The 18789-nt window shown below is 30.0% G+C and carries 17 protein-coding genes; 11 read left to right on the forward strand and 6 right to left on the reverse strand.

The window, feature by feature from the left end:
* The first annotated feature begins 38 nt into the window (after positions 1–38).
* Positions 39–800, forward strand: a complete 762-nt coding sequence (locus ACULEV_RS08715; protein WP_445458283.1) for a hypothetical protein — start codon at positions 39–41, stop codon at positions 798–800.
* Between the two features lie 73 nt (positions 801–873).
* Here ACULEV_RS08715 and rho read toward each other — a convergent pair whose 3' ends face one another.
* The gene (gene rho, locus ACULEV_RS08720; protein WP_445458284.1) at positions 874–2613 is read right to left on the reverse strand and encodes a transcription termination factor Rho; all 1740 of its coding nucleotides are present in this window, start codon (positions 2611–2613) and stop codon (positions 874–876) included.
* A 185-nt stretch (positions 2614–2798) separates the two neighbouring features.
* On the opposite strand from rho, the gene ACULEV_RS08725 reads away from it, so the two are divergent.
* A complete protein-coding gene (locus tag ACULEV_RS08725; protein WP_445458285.1) occupies positions 2799–3212 on the forward strand; it encodes a DUF4293 domain-containing protein in 414 nt (137 codons plus the stop codon).
* A 338-nt stretch (positions 3213–3550) separates the two neighbouring features.
* Here the strand turns inward: ACULEV_RS08725 and ACULEV_RS08730 are convergent, their stop codons facing one another.
* Positions 3551–4045: a metallophosphoesterase family protein gene (locus ACULEV_RS08730; protein ID WP_445458286.1), complete on the reverse strand. Its 495-nt coding sequence runs from the start codon at positions 4043–4045 to the stop codon at positions 3551–3553.
* A 134-nt stretch (positions 4046–4179) separates the two neighbouring features.
* Between ACULEV_RS08730 and truA the strand changes: the two genes are divergently transcribed.
* The 5 genes from truA (at position 4180) to ACULEV_RS08755 (ending at position 12124) form a co-directional block, all read left to right on the forward strand.
* Positions 4180–4926, forward strand: coding sequence for a tRNA pseudouridine(38-40) synthase TruA (gene truA, locus ACULEV_RS08735; protein ID WP_445458287.1), 747 nt, complete (start codon positions 4180–4182; stop codon positions 4924–4926).
* A 21-nt stretch (positions 4927–4947) separates the two neighbouring features.
* Positions 4948–6696, forward strand: coding sequence for an ABC transporter ATP-binding protein (locus tag ACULEV_RS08740; protein ID WP_445458288.1), 1749 nt, complete (start codon positions 4948–4950; stop codon positions 6694–6696).
* A 76-nt stretch (positions 6697–6772) separates the two neighbouring features.
* Positions 6773–8161: a dihydrolipoyl dehydrogenase gene (gene lpdA / locus ACULEV_RS08745; protein ID WP_445458289.1), complete on the forward strand. Its 1389-nt coding sequence runs from the start codon at positions 6773–6775 to the stop codon at positions 8159–8161.
* Between the two features lie 168 nt (positions 8162–8329).
* Positions 8330–10090: an Ig-like domain-containing protein gene (locus tag ACULEV_RS08750; protein WP_445458290.1), complete on the forward strand. Its 1761-nt coding sequence runs from the start codon at positions 8330–8332 to the stop codon at positions 10088–10090.
* Positions 10091–10126: 36 nt separating this feature from the next.
* Entirely contained in the window at positions 10127–12124 is a 1998-nt protein-coding gene (locus tag ACULEV_RS08755; RefSeq protein ID WP_445458291.1) for an OmpA family protein, read from the forward strand.
* Positions 12125–12204: 80 nt separating this feature from the next.
* Here ACULEV_RS08755 and ACULEV_RS08760 read toward each other — a convergent pair whose 3' ends face one another.
* Positions 12205–13956 (reverse strand): MFS transporter, encoded by a 1752-nt coding sequence (locus tag ACULEV_RS08760; RefSeq protein ID WP_445458292.1) that lies wholly within the window; start codon positions 13954–13956, stop codon positions 12205–12207.
* Between the two features lie 430 nt (positions 13957–14386).
* Here ACULEV_RS08760 and ACULEV_RS08765 point away from each other — a divergent pair, with 430 nt between their 5' ends.
* A complete protein-coding gene (locus ACULEV_RS08765; protein WP_445458293.1) occupies positions 14387–14902 on the forward strand; it encodes a hypothetical protein in 516 nt (171 codons plus the stop codon).
* On the opposite strand, the gene ACULEV_RS08770 is transcribed toward ACULEV_RS08765, so the two are convergent.
* Both ACULEV_RS08770 and ACULEV_RS08775 read right to left on the reverse strand, forming a co-directional pair.
* Positions 14899–15456: a Smr/MutS family protein gene (locus ACULEV_RS08770; RefSeq protein WP_445458533.1), complete on the reverse strand. Its 558-nt coding sequence runs from the start codon at positions 15454–15456 to the stop codon at positions 14899–14901. The two genes, ACULEV_RS08765 and ACULEV_RS08770, sit on opposite strands and share 4 nt — an antisense overlap.
* Complete coding sequence (locus ACULEV_RS08775) at positions 15446–15634, reverse strand: hypothetical protein (protein ID WP_445458294.1); 189 nt, start codon at positions 15632–15634, stop codon at positions 15446–15448. Before ACULEV_RS08775 ends, ACULEV_RS08770 begins: the two co-directional genes overlap by 11 nt.
* A gap of 96 nt (positions 15635–15730) precedes the next feature.
* On the opposite strand from ACULEV_RS08775, the gene ACULEV_RS08780 reads away from it, so the two are divergent.
* From ACULEV_RS08780 to ACULEV_RS08790, 3 genes are all read left to right on the forward strand, one after another.
* Positions 15731–16006, forward strand: a complete 276-nt coding sequence (locus ACULEV_RS08780) for a DUF2752 domain-containing protein (protein ID WP_445458295.1) — start codon at positions 15731–15733, stop codon at positions 16004–16006.
* A 20-nt stretch (positions 16007–16026) separates the two neighbouring features.
* A complete protein-coding gene (locus ACULEV_RS08785) occupies positions 16027–16359 on the forward strand; it encodes a CCC motif membrane protein (RefSeq protein WP_445458296.1) in 333 nt (110 codons plus the stop codon).
* A 198-nt stretch (positions 16360–16557) separates the two neighbouring features.
* Complete coding sequence (locus tag ACULEV_RS08790; protein ID WP_445458297.1) at positions 16558–17241, forward strand: hypothetical protein; 684 nt, start codon at positions 16558–16560, stop codon at positions 17239–17241.
* An 84-nt stretch (positions 17242–17325) separates the two neighbouring features.
* Here ACULEV_RS08790 and ACULEV_RS08795 read toward each other — a convergent pair whose 3' ends face one another.
* On the reverse strand, positions 17326–18786 hold the full coding sequence (locus ACULEV_RS08795) for a lipopolysaccharide biosynthesis protein (RefSeq protein WP_445458298.1): 1461 nt from the start codon (positions 18784–18786) through the stop codon (positions 17326–17328).
* Positions 18787–18789 lie beyond the last annotated feature (3 nt).

Raw genomic sequence — 18789 nt, forward strand, 5'->3', positions numbered from 1 at the left:
TGAGGAATCAATAAATTATTAATTTAAACCTTAATTACATGGACACAGTAGAACAAACCAATTTAACAATTGAAAATTACAAAAATGCAATTTCAACATTAGACAAACAAATTGAAACTTATGATTTTCTAATTCTAGGAAAAAATAATCCATATTATTTTGCTGGTGAAATGCACAACAAATGTTTGGATTACCTTATTAAAAAAGTAAAAACATTTAACATCAAACAGTTTATCAATTCTGCGGCAGAATTTTATGCAAGTAACGATAATGGATTCATTAAGAAATTAGATGAATCATTTATTGAAAAAATGTATATCCAAAGTGAATCTCTTCTATTAGAAATGAAAAATACAAATGTGGTAAAAATTGAATTATTAAATGATTTAAAAATTAACCCTATAATCAAAGCTGAACTTATATGGATATTGGATACTATATTAAATTTCAATGTTACTAAAGATTCTTTTATTGATAAAATTGAGCATTTAAACGAATGGGAATACAGGATAACCAATAGCAAATATGAGCAAAACATCGTAGTTCCATTATTAATAAGTAGTGCAGTTGCAAGACATAGTTTATATTATTGGTATAATGATTTTGAATTAAGTACTTATACAAATATAGCTAGAAAAAAGAATTGCTTAAAAGCTACTTTTACAGTTGCTGCTGATGTAATTGGTGCTGCAGGTGGTGCTGTTGCAGGTTTTACAGTTGGTGGACCTGTTGGAGCAGTAGTTGGTGGAGTTGTAACAGGCGGAGCAATGTCAGGTGCGGCCAATCTTATTTTTAGATAATTAAACTTTTTTATAAAAAAACCTCAAAAGTTATATGCTTTTGAGGTTTTTTTATATTTTTATTTAAAAGTCTTTACTCATTCATAGAAATTAAAAACTCTTCATTATTTCTAGTAGTTTTAATTCTTTTTTCTAAAAATTCCATAGCTTCTACAGGATTCATATCTGCTAGGTATTTTCTTAAAATCCACATTCTATGAATTGTTGTGTCGTCTAATAACAAATCATCTCTTCTAGTACTAGACGAAACTAAATCAATTGCTGGGAAAATACGTTTATTAGAAATTCTTCTGTCTAATTGTAACTCCATATTACCAGTTCCTTTGAATTCTTCAAAGATAACTTCATCCATTTTAGAACCGGTTTCTGTTAAAGCAGTAGCAATAATACTTAACGAACCTCCATTTTCAACATTTCGAGCCGCTCCAAAGAAACGCTTTGGTTTCTGTAGAGCATTTGCATCTACTCCACCACTTAAAACTTTTCCTGATGCAGGCTGAACTGTATTATAAGCTCTCGCTAAACGTGTTATAGAATCTAATAAGATTACTACATCATGACCACATTCAACTAATCTTTTTGCTTTTTCTAAAACAATATTAGCAATCTTTACATGCTCTTGAGGTTCACGGTCAAAAGTTGAAGCAACAACTTCTCCTTTTACACTACGTTGCATATCTGTTACCTCTTCAGGGCGCTCATCAATAAGTAATACAATCATATAGACTTCTGGATGATTAGCTGCAATAGCATTTGCTACATCCTTTAATAACATTGTTTTACCTGTTTTTGGTTGAGCAACAATCATACCACGTTGTCCTTTTCCTATTGGAGAGAACAAATCAATAATACGAGTTGAAATCGTACTAGCTTTTTCAGCAAGCTTAAATTTTTCTTTTGGGAAAACTGGAGTTAAATGTTCAAAAGAAACTCTATCTCTCACAACTTGTGGATCGTGACCATTTATTTTTAAAACTTTAACTAAAGGAAAATATTTCTCTCCTTCTTTAGGAGGTCTCACTACTCCTTTAACTGTATCTCCCGTTTTTAGACCAAATAATCTAATTTGAGAAGTAGATAAATAAATATCATCGGGAGAAGCTAGATAGTTATAATCAGAGGAACGCAAAAAACCATAACCATCGGGCATCATTTCTAACACACCTTCACTTTCTATAATACCATCAAACTCAAAATCTGGCTCTCTAAAGTTATTTTTTGTATTTTGAGGTTGATTTTGATTTCCATTACCATTTACTTTTTTATAAGCTGGATGATTTGGATTATTTTGATTGGCTTTGTGGTTTGGATTCGGGTTTGGATTCTTATTCTGAACAGCTTGTTTTACAGCCACTTCTTCAGAAGAAACCTCTTTAGATTCTGATTTTACATTTTCAGCAACAGGAACATCTTTTACTTCATTAGTCTTTTCATTTGATTGCCTTGGTTTTAAAGTACTAGTAGTTTTTGGTTTTGATGCAGAACTTACAGGTTTTACTTCCTCAACTTTTTTGTCCTCGTTTTTATCCTCATCAACAAACATATCTTCTTTAAACAAACCTTTCTTAGGTGCTTTCTTTTCTATTTTAGAAGTAACTACTCTTGTACGTTTAGCTTTTGGAGTGTTTTCATCAACTTTGGCAGTAGGAGTTTCTTCTACCTTTATAGTTTCAGGATTTGCGGCTTGAACATCTAAAATTTGATAAACTAATTCTTCTTTTTTTAATGTTCTGTATTTTTTAACTTTAGCAACTTTAGCAATTTCCTGTAATTCAGAGAGTTTCATCTCTTTTAATACTTCAATATCAAACATGGATATAAATGAATAAATTATTTAAGGTTTAGGTCAACAAAAAAAGTGAGATTTTTTTTGAGATTATACAAATCGTAGAATGAAGTACTTACGATTATGTCTTGCAATAATACGAATAAAATTGAATAAAACAATAGTTTTTTTAAAAAAGAAAATCTATTTTTGCTCTACAAAGTTAGATAAAAATGATTCAAAGAATTCAAACTTTATATATGGTTATCAGTTGTATTGCAACAGCTGTACTTCCTTTTAGTTTTTCATTATGGAAAGAAATTGGAAATGAAACACCTGTATATTTTACTTCTTCTATTCCTTATATGATTTTATTTGGTTTAACATCATTACTAACCTTAATTAGTATTTTTAGTTTTAAAAAGAGACAAACACAATTTGTTTTAAACAGATTGTCAATAATATTTAACTTTATTTTACTAGGATTTTTTGTGTATCGAACACTAAGCTTATCCGGAGAAACGGAAGTTTCTGAGAAGGGTATTGGGATGATTCTTCCTGCCATTTCTATCGTTTTCCTTGTTCTAGCCAATAGAGCAATTAAAAAGGACGAAGATCTCGTAAAATCTGTGGATCGATTGCGATAAACCTAACATCTTAGTTTATTAGTGCGTTAGAAATCCGAATCTTCATGGTTCGGATTTTTATTTTTAGGAAATCAACAAGGACAACCTATTTCTATAGCATTTACTAAAAAAGACAAGTTTTAAAATTGAATTTCTATTAGTATTGAAATATGGTGTCTAAATAATTATAAAAATCTATTTTAGCCCCGATAGTAGCGACATCCTTTTCTTTTTTCCTTTAAAAAGAAAAGATATAGCGAATAGCGGGACTTAATTTCTACTGAATGACTTGGTTATGCTTCTAAAAATAAGTATTAAACTCAGACTTTAGATACTATCTTAGTAAATAATAATATTCACTACTTCTTCCCTACTTCTATAACTTCTAAATTTTGAATCTTATCACCATCAATTTCAAAACGTAACATGGTTCGCACTTGATGAAAGCCATGTTTTCCAATAGCTCCAGGATTCATATGTATTAAGCCTAATTTCTTGTCTGGCATTACTTTTAATATATGAGAATGTCCACAAATAAAAATTTTAGGTGGGTTTTTATTAATTTCTTCCCTTACTTCTACATTGTATTTTCCAGGATAACCTCCTATATGTGTAATCCAAACATCTACTCCTTCACACATAAAACGATTGTGTAATGGAAATTCTTTTCTGGCTTCATGATTGTCTATGTTACCAAAAACAGCTCGCAAAGGTTTTTCTTTTTTTATTGTATCAGTCACAATTAAATCACCAATATCTCCTGCATGCCAAATTTCATCAGCTTGACGAACATACTTCATGATTTGATCATCGATATAACTATGCGTATCTGAAAGTAATAGAATTTTTGTCATATTGCAAAAGTAATATAAAGTATAAAATTGAATTCTGTTTTTTTTTATTCATTATTAACAAAGTTTGGGATTTAGAAATTGAATATTGGAATTTGAATTTCGTAACTTTGCCACTTTGCAAAAATAAACTTGATTTGAGATATTTTATCAAATTTGCCTATAACGGAAAAAATTACTTTGGTTTTCAAATACAACCCAATGCTATTTCTATTCAGGAAACTCTTGATAAAGCACTTAGTTTATTATTAAAACAAAAAATTGAAATTGTTGGAGCTGGTAGAACAGACAGTGGTGTTCATGCAAAAGAAATGTATGCTCATTTTGATTATGATGGAGAAATAGATTCTAAGTATTGGACTAAAAAACTAAACTCTTACCTACCTAATGATATCGTTATTTTTGATTTTATCCAAGTAGATGATGAAGCTCACGCTCGTTTTGATGCCACCAGTCGCACTTATGAATATTACATCCATTCTTATAAAGATGTTTTTAATCAGGATGGAAGTTGGTATTTTTCAAAAGAGTTAGATATAGACAAAATGAATAAGGCTTGTGACTTACTTTTTAAACATATCGATTTTGAATGTTTTTCGAAAGTAAACACAGATGTTCATACATTCAATTGTATAATAACAAAAGCCTATTGGATTCAAAAAGAGAATCAATTAATTTTCACAATAAAAGCAGATCGTTTTTTACGAAATATGGTTCGAGCAATTGTAGGAACAATGATAAATATCGGTTTAGGTAAAATTTCAATTGATGATTTTGAAAAAATTATTGAAAGCAAAAACAGAAGTAAAGCTGGTTTTTCTGTTCCTGCACATGGTTTATACTTGGTAAAGGTTAATTATCCTTACTTTGAAGCTAATTTTTAAAGTTGTAATAAAAAAATATAGATGAGTGCTATAAAACCAAAATCCTTAAAAAAAGTAATGCAATATGCTAAACCTTATCAAAAAAGGTTTAATTGGGTAATAGCTTGGGCTATTTTACTTTCCATTTTTGCAGCTGCACGTCCTTATTTATTAAAACAAACCGTTGATGATTATTTAAAAAATCACAATAAAGAAGGATTATTAATCTATGTGATAATAATGGGTGTCGTTTTACTTTTAGAAGTAATATCACAATTCTTTTTCACCTATTGGGCAAATTGGTTAGGTCAAGACATTATAAAAGACATACGAGACAAACTATTTAAGCACATTACTTCTTTTAAAATGAAGTATTTTGACAATGAACCAGTTGGTAAGCTAGTCACAAGAACAGTTTCCGATATAGAATCTATTGCAAGTATTTTTAGTCAGGGTTTGTTCATGATTGTAAGTGATATTCTAAAAATGATTGTCATTTTAGGAATAATGATATATATGAACTGGAAACTTACTTTAATTGTGCTTTTGGCTATGCCAATACTAATTTATGCCACTAACATTTTTCAAAAGAAAATGAAAGTAGCTTTTAATGAAGTTAGGAACGAGATTTCCAATCTAAATACTTTTGTTCAAGAAAGATTAACTGGAATGAAGATTGTTCAACTTTTTAATAGAGAAAAAATTGAATATGAAAAGTTTAAAGAAATTAATCACAAGCACAATAAAGCTTGGTTAAAAAATATTCTATATAACTCTATATTCTTCCCTATTGCAGATTTTGTCTCTTCTTTAACATTAGGAGCAATTGTATGGTATGGTGGTATGCAAATACTTGATGGAGGCACGAGTACAACATTTGGTGATTTATTTACTTATACCATGTTAATTAGTATGCTATTTAACCCTTTAAGACAAATTGCAGATAAATTTAATGTCATGCAAATGGGAATTGTAGCAGCCGAACGTGTTTTTGAAATATTAGAAACTGATAGTCAAATACAAGACAAAGGAAACACTATTGCTTCTCGATTTGAAGGAACAATCTCATTTAATAAAGTTCGATTTAGTTATCTAAAAGGAGAAGAAATTTTAAAAGGTATAGATGTAAATATTCCAGCTGGAGCAACTATTGCAATTGTAGGGAGTACAGGAGCAGGAAAATCTACTATAATTAATTTATTAAATCGTTTTTACGAAATAGATTCAGGAACTATCACAATAGATAACACAAATATTAAAGATTACACAATAGAGAGTTTACGAAAACAAATCGCTGTTGTTTTACAAGATGTCTTTTTATTTGCAGATACTATTTACAATAATATTACACTTTACGATGAATCAATTAGTCGAGAAAATGTAATAATAGCTGCAAAAAAAATTGGAGTACATGAATTCATTATGAATCTTCCTAATGGTTATGATTATAATGTAAAAGAAAGAGGTGTTATGCTCTCTTCAGGACAAAGGCAGTTAATTGCTTTTTTAAGAGCTTATGTCAGTAATCCAAGTATTTTAATCTTAGATGAAGCTACCTCTTCTATTGACAGTTATTCGGAAGAATTAATACAAAATGCAACTGAAAAAATTACAAAAGGTAGAACTTCAATTGTAATTGCCCATAGATTAGCAACTATTATGAAAGCTGATAGAATCATTGTTATGGATAAAGGTGAAATTGTTGAATCTGGCTCACATTCTGAATTATTAACTTTAGAAAATGGTTTTTATAAAAACCTATATGATTCTCAATTTTTAATTCAGGTATAATCTTTTAAAATAATTCCTTAAATTCGCAAACGATAATTATTACAATTACTTTTTTTTAAAATATAAAAATCAAAAAATGAAATACGACATCATTGTTTTAGGAAGTGGTCCTGGTGGATATGTAACAGCAATTAGAGCATCACAATTAGGTTTTAAAGTAGCCGTTATAGAGAAAGAAAATTTAGGAGGAATTTGTTTAAATTGGGGTTGTATTCCTACAAAGGCCTTACTAAAATCTGCTCAAGTATTTGATTATTTAAAACATGCTTCTGACTATGGTTTAACTGTTAAGGAATTTGATAAAGATTTTAACGCTGTTGTAAAACGTTCTAGAGATGTTGCTGAAGGAATGAGCAAAGGTGTTCAATTCCTTATGAAGAAAAATAAAATTGATGTAATTGATGGTTTTGGTAAACTAAAACCTGGAAAGAAAGTAGATGTTACCGATAAAGATGGAAAAATAACTGAATACTCCGCAGATAATATCATTATAGCTACAGGTGCTCGTTCACGTGAGTTACCCAATTTACCTCAAGATGGTAAAAAAGTAATTGGTTACAGACAAGCTATGACATTACCTGAACAACCAAAGAAAATGATTGTTGTAGGTTCTGGAGCAATAGGTGTTGAGTTTGCACATTTCTATAATGCAATGGGAACTGAAGTTACTATTGTAGAATTTATGCCAAATGTTGTTCCTGTAGAAGATGAGGATATCTCAAAGCAATTTGAACGTTCTATGAAAAAAGCAGGAATTTCTATTATGACTAATTCATCAGTAGAACGTATCGATACTTCTGGTAATGGAGTAAAAGCATTTGTAAAAACTGCAAAAGGTGAAGAAATTTTAGAAGCTGATATTTTACTTTCTGCTGTTGGTATAAAAACAAATATAGAAAACATTGGTTTAGAAGAAGTTGGTATTGCAACTGATAGAGATAAAATTTTAGTAAATGATTTTTATCAAACAAATGTTCCTGGTTATTATGCTATTGGAGATGTTACTCCTGGTCAAGCTTTAGCACATGTTGCTTCTGCTGAAGGAATATTATGTGTAGAAAAAATTGCTGGATTACATGTTGAACCTTTAGATTATGGTAACATTCCTGGATGTACATACGCTACTCCAGAAATAGCTTCAGTTGGTATGACAGAAAAACAAGCTAAAGAAAAAGGTTACGAATTAAAAATTGGTAAATTCCCTTTCTCAGCTTCTGGAAAAGCTAAAGCAGCTGGAACACCAGATGGTTTTGTAAAAGTCATTTTTGATGCTAAATATGGAGAATGGTTAGGTTGTCATATGATAGGTGCTGGAGTTACAGACATGATAGCTGAAGCAGTTGTAGCACGCAAATTAGAAACTACAGGTCATGAAATTTTAAAAGCTGTTCACCCTCATCCTACCATGAGTGAAGCGGTAATGGAAGCTGTAGCAGATGCTTATGGTGAAGTAATCCATTTGTAAGTACAAGGTACAAAGTTTTGAATACGAAATAAATAAAACATACTAAATCCGATTTGAAGTTTCAAATCGGATTTTTTTATAAATGGGAGTTATATAACTTTTAACATATCTTGTATAACACAATAAGACTAAATTAGATTCACCTTTGTTTCATAAATTATACTAATAATGAAACAAAAAAACTTTCTAGTAACTATTGCGATAGTCTTAGCTACTCTTATTACCGGTTGTGCCGAAGATGATTTTCAAGAAACTACTGGCTTGTGTCCAATGGTGATTGATACAAATCCTGATAATTCGACTACCAATGTTCCTCTTAATCAAGCAATCACAGTTACTTTTAATGAGGAAATGAACCCTTCAACTATTAATTCTTCTTCTTTTATAGTAACAGGAAGCTCAGCAGTTTCAGGTACTTTAACTTATTCTGGTGCAACTGCTACTTTTACTCCTTCAGTAAATTTAACTCCTAATACTACTTATGTAGTGAAAATTACCACAGCGGCCAAAGATTTAAGAGGAAATGCTTTGCAAGAAGATTACATCTTTACATTTAGTACTGGTGCTACATTACAACCTGTTGTAATTTCAACTAGTCCTACTTCTGATGAAACAGGAGTCGTATTAAACAAAGTAGTTAGCGCTACATTTAATATGCCCATGAATCCTTCCACTATAAATGCAACTACATTTACGTTGAAAGAAGGAACTAATACTATAACTGGTGTTGTAACATATTCAGCAAATACTGCCTTTTTCACACCAAATATTAACCTAACTGCCAATACAGTATATACTGCGACTATTACAGCTGGAGCTGAGAATATGGCTAGTGTAGGTTTATCTTCTGACTATGTTTGGAATTTTACCACAGGAACTATTATAGCACCAAGAGTAATTCTAACTGATCCTTTTAATAATGAAACTGGAGTTTCAATGAATAAAGTAGTTACAGCGACATTTGATATGGCAATGGATCCATTAACAATTAGTAATGCAACTTTTACTTTAAAACAAGGATCAACTATTATTTTAGGTTCAGTAACCTATAGCGGAAACATAGCTTCTTTTACTTCTACAAATCCACTTTTAGAAAATGCGGTATACACAGCTACTATCACAACAGGAGCCAAAAACTCAACGGGTGTTTCCCTCTCTAATAATCATGTTTGGACATTCACAACTATTAATAATTCTAATGCACCTGATTTAGGATCAGCATTACCATTTGGTGCTTTTGGCGGAAATGCAGGAGTAACGAATCAAGGAATAAATACTGTAATTAACGGAAGTATTGCAACTACTGCACCTTCAACTTTAATTACTGGTTTCCATGATGCTACTGCAATCTATACAGAAACTCCTTTAAACATAGGAAATGTAACAGGAGCTATTTTCACGGCACCACCCATGCCAGGAACAGCTACTTCATTTGCAATTGCTACTCAAGCGTTATCAGATGCAAATGCTGCTTACTTAAGTATTTCACCAGCATCAATGCCTGGAGGCACAGATCCTGGAGCAGGAGAATTAGGCGGATTAACATTAGCTCCTGGAGTTTATAAATCTGCTAGTGGAACTTTCAATATTTCAAATGGTGACTTAACGCTTGATGCGCAAGGTGATCCAAATGCAGTATGGGTTTTTCAAACAGATTCAGGTTTAACAGTAGGCATTGCTGGCCCAACTGGAGCAAAAAGTGTTATCTTAATTAATGACGCTTTACCTAAAAATGTGTTCTGGTATGTTGGAAGTACTGCAACAATTAATGGAGCTGGTGGTGGAACAATGGTTGGAACTATTATATCCAATTCAGGTGTTACGTTTTCAACAGCTGGTAATGCTGCACAAACGGTACTGAACGGTAGAGCATTATCACTTATTTCATCTGTAACAATGGTAAATACTACCATAAATGTTCCTCAATAATAAAAATGTCTTTACAAGAGATATAAAACTTAAATCATGAAAATAAATCATACCACAGCTATTGAATCTCCCAGTGCGGGATTCATGTCACAGCTCCAATTGCAAATTTTATTTGTAGTTACAATACTTATATTGGGCTTTACTAAAATAAATGCCCAAGTAGAAGAATACACAAAACCTTCTTGGATGTTTGGTGTAGCAACTGGAGCTAACTTTAATTTCTATCGCGGTTCTACTTTTATGTTAAATGAGAATTTTACTCCTCCAACAGCTTTTCATAAAGGAAACGGTGTAGGTTTATTCATTGCTCCTACCATAGAATATCATAAACCAGATTCAAGATTTGGATTCATTTTTCAAGCAGGTTATGATAGTCGTCGAGGAAGTTTTGATCAAGTAACAACACCTTGTAATTGTCCTGCTGATTTGAAAACAAAATTAAGTTACATCACCATTGAACCAAGTTTACGATTTACTCCTTTCAGATCTAACCTCTACTTATACGGTGGACCAAGATTTGCTTTCCTTCAAGATAAATCGTTTACTTACGAACAAGGAACAAATCCAGACTTTCCTCTTCAAGTGCAAAATCCAGATGTAAAAGGTGACTTTAGTGATGTGAATAAAACCATCATCTCAATGCAAATTGGATTAGGTTACGACATTCCTTTGAATACTACAACTAGTAAAACACAATTTGTTTTATCTCCATTCATTGCTTATCATCCCTATTTTAGTCAAAATCCCAGAGGTGTTGAAACTTGGAATATAACTACTTTAAGAGCTGGAATGGTATTAAAATTTGGTCAAGGTCAATTAATTGAATTACCAATAGATGGAGAAGTTACTTTTTCAGCTAACCCTCCTACTAATGTTGAATATGTAAAAGTGGTAAGAGAAGTGTTCCCTATCCGGAATTATGTGTTTTTTAATGAAGGTTCAACAGAAATTCCAAACCGATATGTTATATTAAATAAAAATGAAGTAAAAGATTTCAAAGAAGACCAAGTACAATTCAATACCCCAAAAAACATGTCGGGCCGTTCCGAACGTCAAATGTTAGTGTATTATAATATTTTAAATATTTTGGGAGACCGAATGGTCAAAAATCCTAATACCACTGTAACATTGGTTGGTTCATCAGAAAATGGACGTCAAGAGGGATTAATTATGGCACAAAACATAAAAAACTATTTAACAACTGTTTTTGAAATTAAAGAAAATAGAATTGCTGTTGAAGGAAGAGATAAACCACTTGTTCCATCAGAACAGATTGGTGGTACAAAAGAACTTGGATTACTTAAAGAAGGAGACAGAAGAGTCACTATTGAAAGTAATTCACCTGAATTATTGATAGAATTTCAAAGTGGTAAAAATGCACCATTAAAGCCTATAGAAATCATAATAGGTAATGAAAACCCAAGTAATGATGTAGTTTTTGACGTCAAAGGTACTGAAGAAGCCTTAAAATTTTGGTCTTTACAAATTATAGATGAGAAAGGAAAAGTACAAAATTTTGGTCCTTATGCAGAGGAACAAGTAAATATTCCTAGAAAAACAATTATGGGTAACCAACCAGAGAATGATTACAAAATAATAATGACTGGAACTACAAAATCTGGAAAAATTATCAATCAAGAAAGTACCATGCATTTAACTCCTTATGTAGCGCCTGTTGTTCAGGAAAGTATTCGATTTAGTGTTATTTATGAATTTAACGAATCAAAATCAATCGCTATTTATGATAAGTATTTAACTGAAATTGTTGCTCCAAAAATTCCTCAAAACGCCACCGTTATTATAACTGGGCATACAGATATAATTGGAGAAATTGATTACAATAAAAATTTATCATTAGCCAGAGTAAATGATGTGAGAAGTATCTTAGAAAAGAGTCTTGCTACAGCTGGAAGAACCGATGTAACATTTAAAGTACGTGGTGAAGGCGAAGACGAAAAATTGGCCCCGTTTGATAATAAATATCCTGAAGAACGATTTTATAATAGAACCGTTATAATAGATATTGTTAAGTAAAAATAAAAAAATCCGTTTAGAAAAACTAAACGGATTTTTTAGCTTTTAATTAGTAAATAAATATTTCTAAAGTGATGTTCTTAATGAGTTCCTTCTACTTCTATTGCATCAACATCAATATTTTGTTTTTTCAAAATTCCTTTTACTAGAATCGCAAATAATGTTAAATATGCGAAACATACAACGGCAACAATATAAGATTGATGAATACCTATAATATCTGATAATTTTCCTTGTATTGGAGGTATTATTCCTCCTCCTAAAATCATCATTACTAAAAAAGCTGAGCCTTGTGAAGTGTATTTTCCTAATCCAATAATTGACAAACTAAATATAGATGGCCACATAATTGAGCATGCTAATCCTCCTGCTAAAAAGGCATAGATTGCTACTGTTCCTGTGGTAAATAACCCAATTAACATTGCTAGAATCCCAAAAGAACCAAAAATAGTTAATGTTCTGGCTGGTTTATCTTTACTCAAAAAGAAAGCTCCTATTTGAATTAAAACACAAAAAATATAATAATATAAAGGTTTCATATCTTTTCCAGATATAATATTAACTACTAAAATAATTCCAAATGCTATTAATGGAACAATAATTAAAGCTAAGGTTTTCTTCATTCCTTTTAACTCAAAAACACTAACAGCACCAGCCCAACGACCAATCATTAAACTTCCCCAATACATAGAAATATATGGAGCTATATCAGATGATTCTAATCCTCCAAAGTCTTTTAATTTTAATAATTCTCCTAAATTACTTCCAATAGCAACTTCTACACCTACATAAGTAAAGATTGCCAGCATACCTAAAACTAATTGAGGATACTGCATTGCTCCCCAACCATCTGATTTTTTTTTCGCAGATGTATAAGAGAATAAAATTCCTCCTAAAATAACTGCTAAAGCTCCAAAAAGCCAATACATTCTATAATGCTCTAGATCTGACTTTAAAGAAACTAATTCCTCCTCTTTTTGAGATATGTCAAAATTAGCATCAACTGTTAATGTATTCAAATTTTTAACTTCATTAATTTCATTTTGCAATTTTTCAATTTTTAATGCAGACTCACTTTTATAACTTTGAAAAACAGGTGTAAACGCTACAGCTAGTAATAAAGTCATTACTACAAGCGTTTTTAAAGCTTTATTCGATTTTTCTATTGGTTCCTCAGAAATTCCAGACGGCACCTTCTTTGAAAAATAAAATAATGCAGCTGCTGCAACAAAAAGCAATCCAACACAAACATATAAAATAACTACTTTATTTAATTCTAACAATTTTATTTGTTCATCAGTAACTGAAGCTGCTGTTCCAAATAAAGCTAGAGCTACAACAATAGGTCCAATAGTAGTTCCAAAAGAATTAATTCCACCACCTAGATTTACACGACTCGCTCCCGTTTTTGGATCTCCTAATAATATCGCAAAAGGATTTGCTGCAGTTTGCTGTAATGAAAAACCTAAAGCAACAATAAATAAACCTACAAGCATACCTGCATATAAATTTGCTTCAACTGCAACTATCATAGCACCTGCTCCAAGCGCTGAAAATAATAAACCATAAATAATACTCTTTTTATAACCCCACTTTCCAACAATATCTTTACCTGAGCTATTTCCTAATGCAAATAACAATAATGCTCCTATATAATAGGCCGTATAAAAAGCAAAATCTACTAATTGAGATTGAAATTGATCTAATGAAAAATAACTTTTACAAAAAGGAATAAAAATACTATTACCTGCAGCTATAAATCCCCAAAAGAAAAAGACAGTTATCAATGTATATAATGCTGGATAATTTGTTTTAATTTGTTTTGTACTCATAATTTAATTTAAGGTTAGATTTATTTATTATCTTAATTTTAGCATTTATAACTATTATTCGCTTTAATTATATTAATGATAAAATTAGAGTGAAAATTTTCATAAATATACATTTATAAGATTTTCCTTAGTACATTTTTTAAAATTAGTTATTAACGAAAACGATTTCTTAAAGTGTTTTTTATCATTTCAATAAAAAAATACAACGATTTCGGTTGTTAAAAACTTAACTAATTATACTTTTCTTAAAATTTTCACTGATTTAAATAATCTTACTAATTTCTACCTTTTAAATAATATCATTCTTTTAATGATAACTTCTCAAAATAAAAAAACAAATTAAAAATTAGTTAAAATTATAGTTTAGAATTAAATATTAAACTTATTTTTGTTTCCATATACAATTAGTATTTTATTTTAGACATTTTCTATGAAAAATATATTTATTCTATTACTTACTATAATTACTTTTTCTTCTTGCGATGATGGAGATATTACTCTTGAATCTTTTAATTTTGAAGGTCAAACAATTCAAGAATGCACAGATAACACTTTAATTTTTAAGACTAAAAATGATGAATTATTATTAATTAGTTTACCTGAAAGCGTTTTTACAACTGCTTTTGAGGGTGCACCAACAAACGGTACACCAAGAACAGTAACCATTGGAGAAAGCAATAAAATTATTTATAGAAAATATACTGGTACTGTTTCTAATCTTACAGTTTGTTCAACTATTCCAGTATCATCGCCAACTGTGGTAAAAGAATGGAATGCAACTGGAGGAACAATTTCAATTGAAACTAATGAAGTATACGATACAAATAATGTCCTAGACAAATATTCTCATAACATTACATTTCTAAATGTAAATTTTACCAGTACTGATAATTCATTTAGTTTTGTGAGTTATATTTTTGGTGATTATGAAATTGATGCTAATTAACGAACATTCTGTCTAATATAAACTTCTGTTGCCCCAAAACCATATTTTTGAAAACTGGCTTCTTGAAAACTAACTTGCTCATATCGCCCAAGCATAAATTCTAATTCCGATTTCAAAACTCCTTCTCCTACTCCATGAATAAAAACTAGTTTTTGCATTCTGTTTCTTATAGCAAAATCAAGTTGCCCTTTAGCAGTATCCATTTGAATATTAAGTATATCATAATTAGATAATCCTTTTACAGACGGAACTAATTTTTCAATATGCAAATCTACTTCTAAAACAAAATCTTCTCTTTTAGATTTTTTCTCTTTTGTAAAAGAACGCTTTGCTGGTTCAACTTTTTCAGATAAAACTTGAGAGACACTCTTTGATGAAAATAAATTAGTTAATGAGCCTTTATTTATTTTAACTAACTCTTCTGCCATAAATTTCATCACAAAATCATCATCTGTAGTAATTGTTACCTCATTATGATTTACTTTGATAACTACACCGTCAATGGCATCATCAAGCACTGAAACTTTATCTCCTATTTCAAAATTACTGCTCATCATCTGTATCTTTTTTATCGTGTTTACTTGGTATTTTATTCATAATTCGATACAATCCTACCATGAAAATTGCAAAAGCAACAAACATAACAAGCTTATTAGGTTCAGGTTTTGATTGTTCATATATAGCATAAATTCCAAAGACAAATAGTAAAATTGTATATATAAAATTCTTCATTTCAATTTCTTTTTCCAAATATAAAAAACTAAAATTGACATGCTATTTTTTTTACAGTAATATTTTTGTAAACTTGTAAAAAAAAGTTTTACAACCATGGAAGAATATATGTTACCTTGCTTCAGTAAATCTCTTTTCGGAGTAGAATGTTTAGGTTGTGGCACGCAACGATCTCTTCTCTTATTATTTCAAGGTGATTTTATAGGAGCCTTTAAAATGTATCCAGCTATTTATACTACATTACTTTTTTTTATATTTCTTTTCATTCATTTAATAGACAAGTCAAGAAATTACACTAAAATTGTTATTACTACAGCCATTTTAAATGCTATTATAATGATAGTTGCTTATTATTTTAAACATTTTTATTAACTAACCAAATAAATTAAATCATGGAAAATCAAAAATTACCAAATGCCACTGCTGTACTAATCTTAGGAATTTTGTCAATACTAACCTGTTGTTGTTATGGAATTATAGGTCTAATTCTTGGAATTATTGGTCTTGCAATATCTAAAAAAGATTTATTGCTTTATAGAGAGAATCCAACTGTATATACAAACTACAGTAATCTTAACATTGGTAGAATTTTATGTATAATAGGTATTGCTTTGAGCATACTAACAATAATTTATTTCGTTTGGATAATAATGACTTTTGGTCTAGACACATTGCAAGATCAAGAATTGCTTCAACAAAAAATGCGTGAATATATGGATAGATAATTTCATATTTAATAAAACAAACAAAAATCCAGCTTATAGCTGGATTTTTTTATTCAAATAAACAATTAATAATCAATTATTTACAAATAAATTCATGTAAGTAACTTTTTTTGGCACGCAAATTGGATATAGTTAATCAAGCAACAAGTTTTAAATTAAAAAAACGAAGTTGAAAGTTTAACCTTAAATTGATGTGTTATGAAAAAAATTACTCAAGTATTAGTTATTGCAGTTTTAGCATTTGGCTTTCATACTGCAAAAGCATCTGATAAAAAGGTTTTTGATGATGTTAGCAATAGAAATTATCCCCCTGTAGATTATAGATATGCAGATCCGATAGTTTTCATGGAAAGAGGAATCGAGTTTTATATATTCCCAAATGGTGAATTCGATTTTAATACAGTTAGAACAACTGCACCTAATAGAAGATCAAATGGTGTTAATAGAACATATGGTGCTCCAGGCGCAAGAGGAAATTCTAATGTATATCATGGTACAACTGGCACGAAAATTGAACATGATTATATGGGTAGAGTAAGAAGAGTGGGAAATGTTTTTATAAACTATGATGCTGTAGGAAGAGTTAAAAGAGTGGGTTCCGTTTATATGAATTATAACAGTTTTGCACTAACTCAAGTAGGTGGTTTAAGAATCATTTATGACAGAAGAGGACGAATTATAAACATCATTGGAGTTGTTAATAGTTATAGTGGAAATTACACTTATACATCAAATAACAACCACTATCAAGCAGATAACTATGATTACAACTCAAGTTATAACAGCAATGATAATGATGAAGATTACTATTACTACCGTCAAGATGGTACAAAAGCAAAAATGTCTAGTGAAGACATAAAAGGATTAGATAAGAAAAAATAATTAGTATAAAAATTTCGTAAATAGTTTTGGTTGGTTTAGTTTGTTAAAAGTCCTGTGGAACAGCAATGTGAAACAGGATTTTTTTTAAGCTATTTTCTTCCATAGCTTATTTATAATTGCATTAATATCTGTTGAAAGAGAAAAGAAATAGGACAAACCAATGTAAAAAACACTAATCAAAATTGATTTTAGAAATATATTTACTATTGGGTTAAACCCAAAATCCCAAAAGTAAAAAACTGAAAATGTGACAATTAAAATTCCAAAAGACTTTATCGTATTGATAGAAAACGGAAATAATTTCATCTTTAAAACTACAAATAATAATTTTGACAAACTATATAGCGTTATCGATAATAATGTAGCAAAAGCAGTTCCTTTCAAACCATATAAAGGAATAAAAATCATATTTAATCCAACGGTAACTAAAATTAATAAAACACCAAGTAAAAGTATTGTCCTATAATATTGTGAATTAAAAATGATAGCATTATTATTTCCTAATGTCAAGTCAAAATATTTAGATAACCCAATTGCAAAAACCACAAAAATTCCTCCAGAATATTCTTTAGGTAACAATAAATACAACTGATTTATATTTGCCAAAATTCCTATAAAAATTAGACCTCCAATGATTTGTAAGGTTATTGATGTTTTCTTGTAGAGTTCATTCAATTCATCATGCTTATTTTCGCTCATTAACTTTGCCGTAATAGGATATGTAATCTGATGCATGGCTCTACTAGGAACTGCAATAACAGTAGCAATAAAAATCGCAACCGAATAATAAGCTATATTTTCAATTTTCACATAGCTATTCAACATAAATTTATCAATCTCTAAAAACAAATTAGCTATTCCACCTGTTAGGATAATAAACAAACTATAAGTAACAACAGCTTTGGCATTAGACGGAAATTTGAATGTAAAAGAAGGAAATCGTACTTTGAAAGCAAACCATTTCATGAATAACATGGCAAACAAATAAATTCCCATTAAAGTATACACAAATTGAATGGGTGTTATCCAATCAAAATAAACAGCAAACAAACTAATGCTAATTAAAATTCGTAATAAAACTTCTTTAATAAAATTACCTAAAACCGATTGCAAATGCACCTTGACCCATGCATAAAAAATTTCAAAATAGCCCATAGACAATCCAATTACTGGTATTTGCCAAACATAATCATAAACAATAGGATTTTCATGAGATAATAAATCGGCAATTTGATGATAACCAAAATAAGCAATCAAAGAAAACGGAATTACTAATAACAAGGGAAGAAATAATATAAAAGTCAGAAATTCGGATTTTTCATTTTCTGTTTTATATTCGTTAAAATATTTTACCAATGTATTATGCACTCCAAATGCCATAAGAGGCATTAAAATATTAGCTGAAGAAAGAATAAAACCAACCAATCCATAATAAGTATCGCCTAAAAAATGCACGTACATGTACAATGTATTCACAGCTCCAATGGCAAAACCAATGTAGGTAATAATAGTATTTTTTATAGATTGATTGATTACAACTCCCATTTT

This window comes from Flavobacterium sp. HNIBRBA15423 (assembly GCF_052655965.1).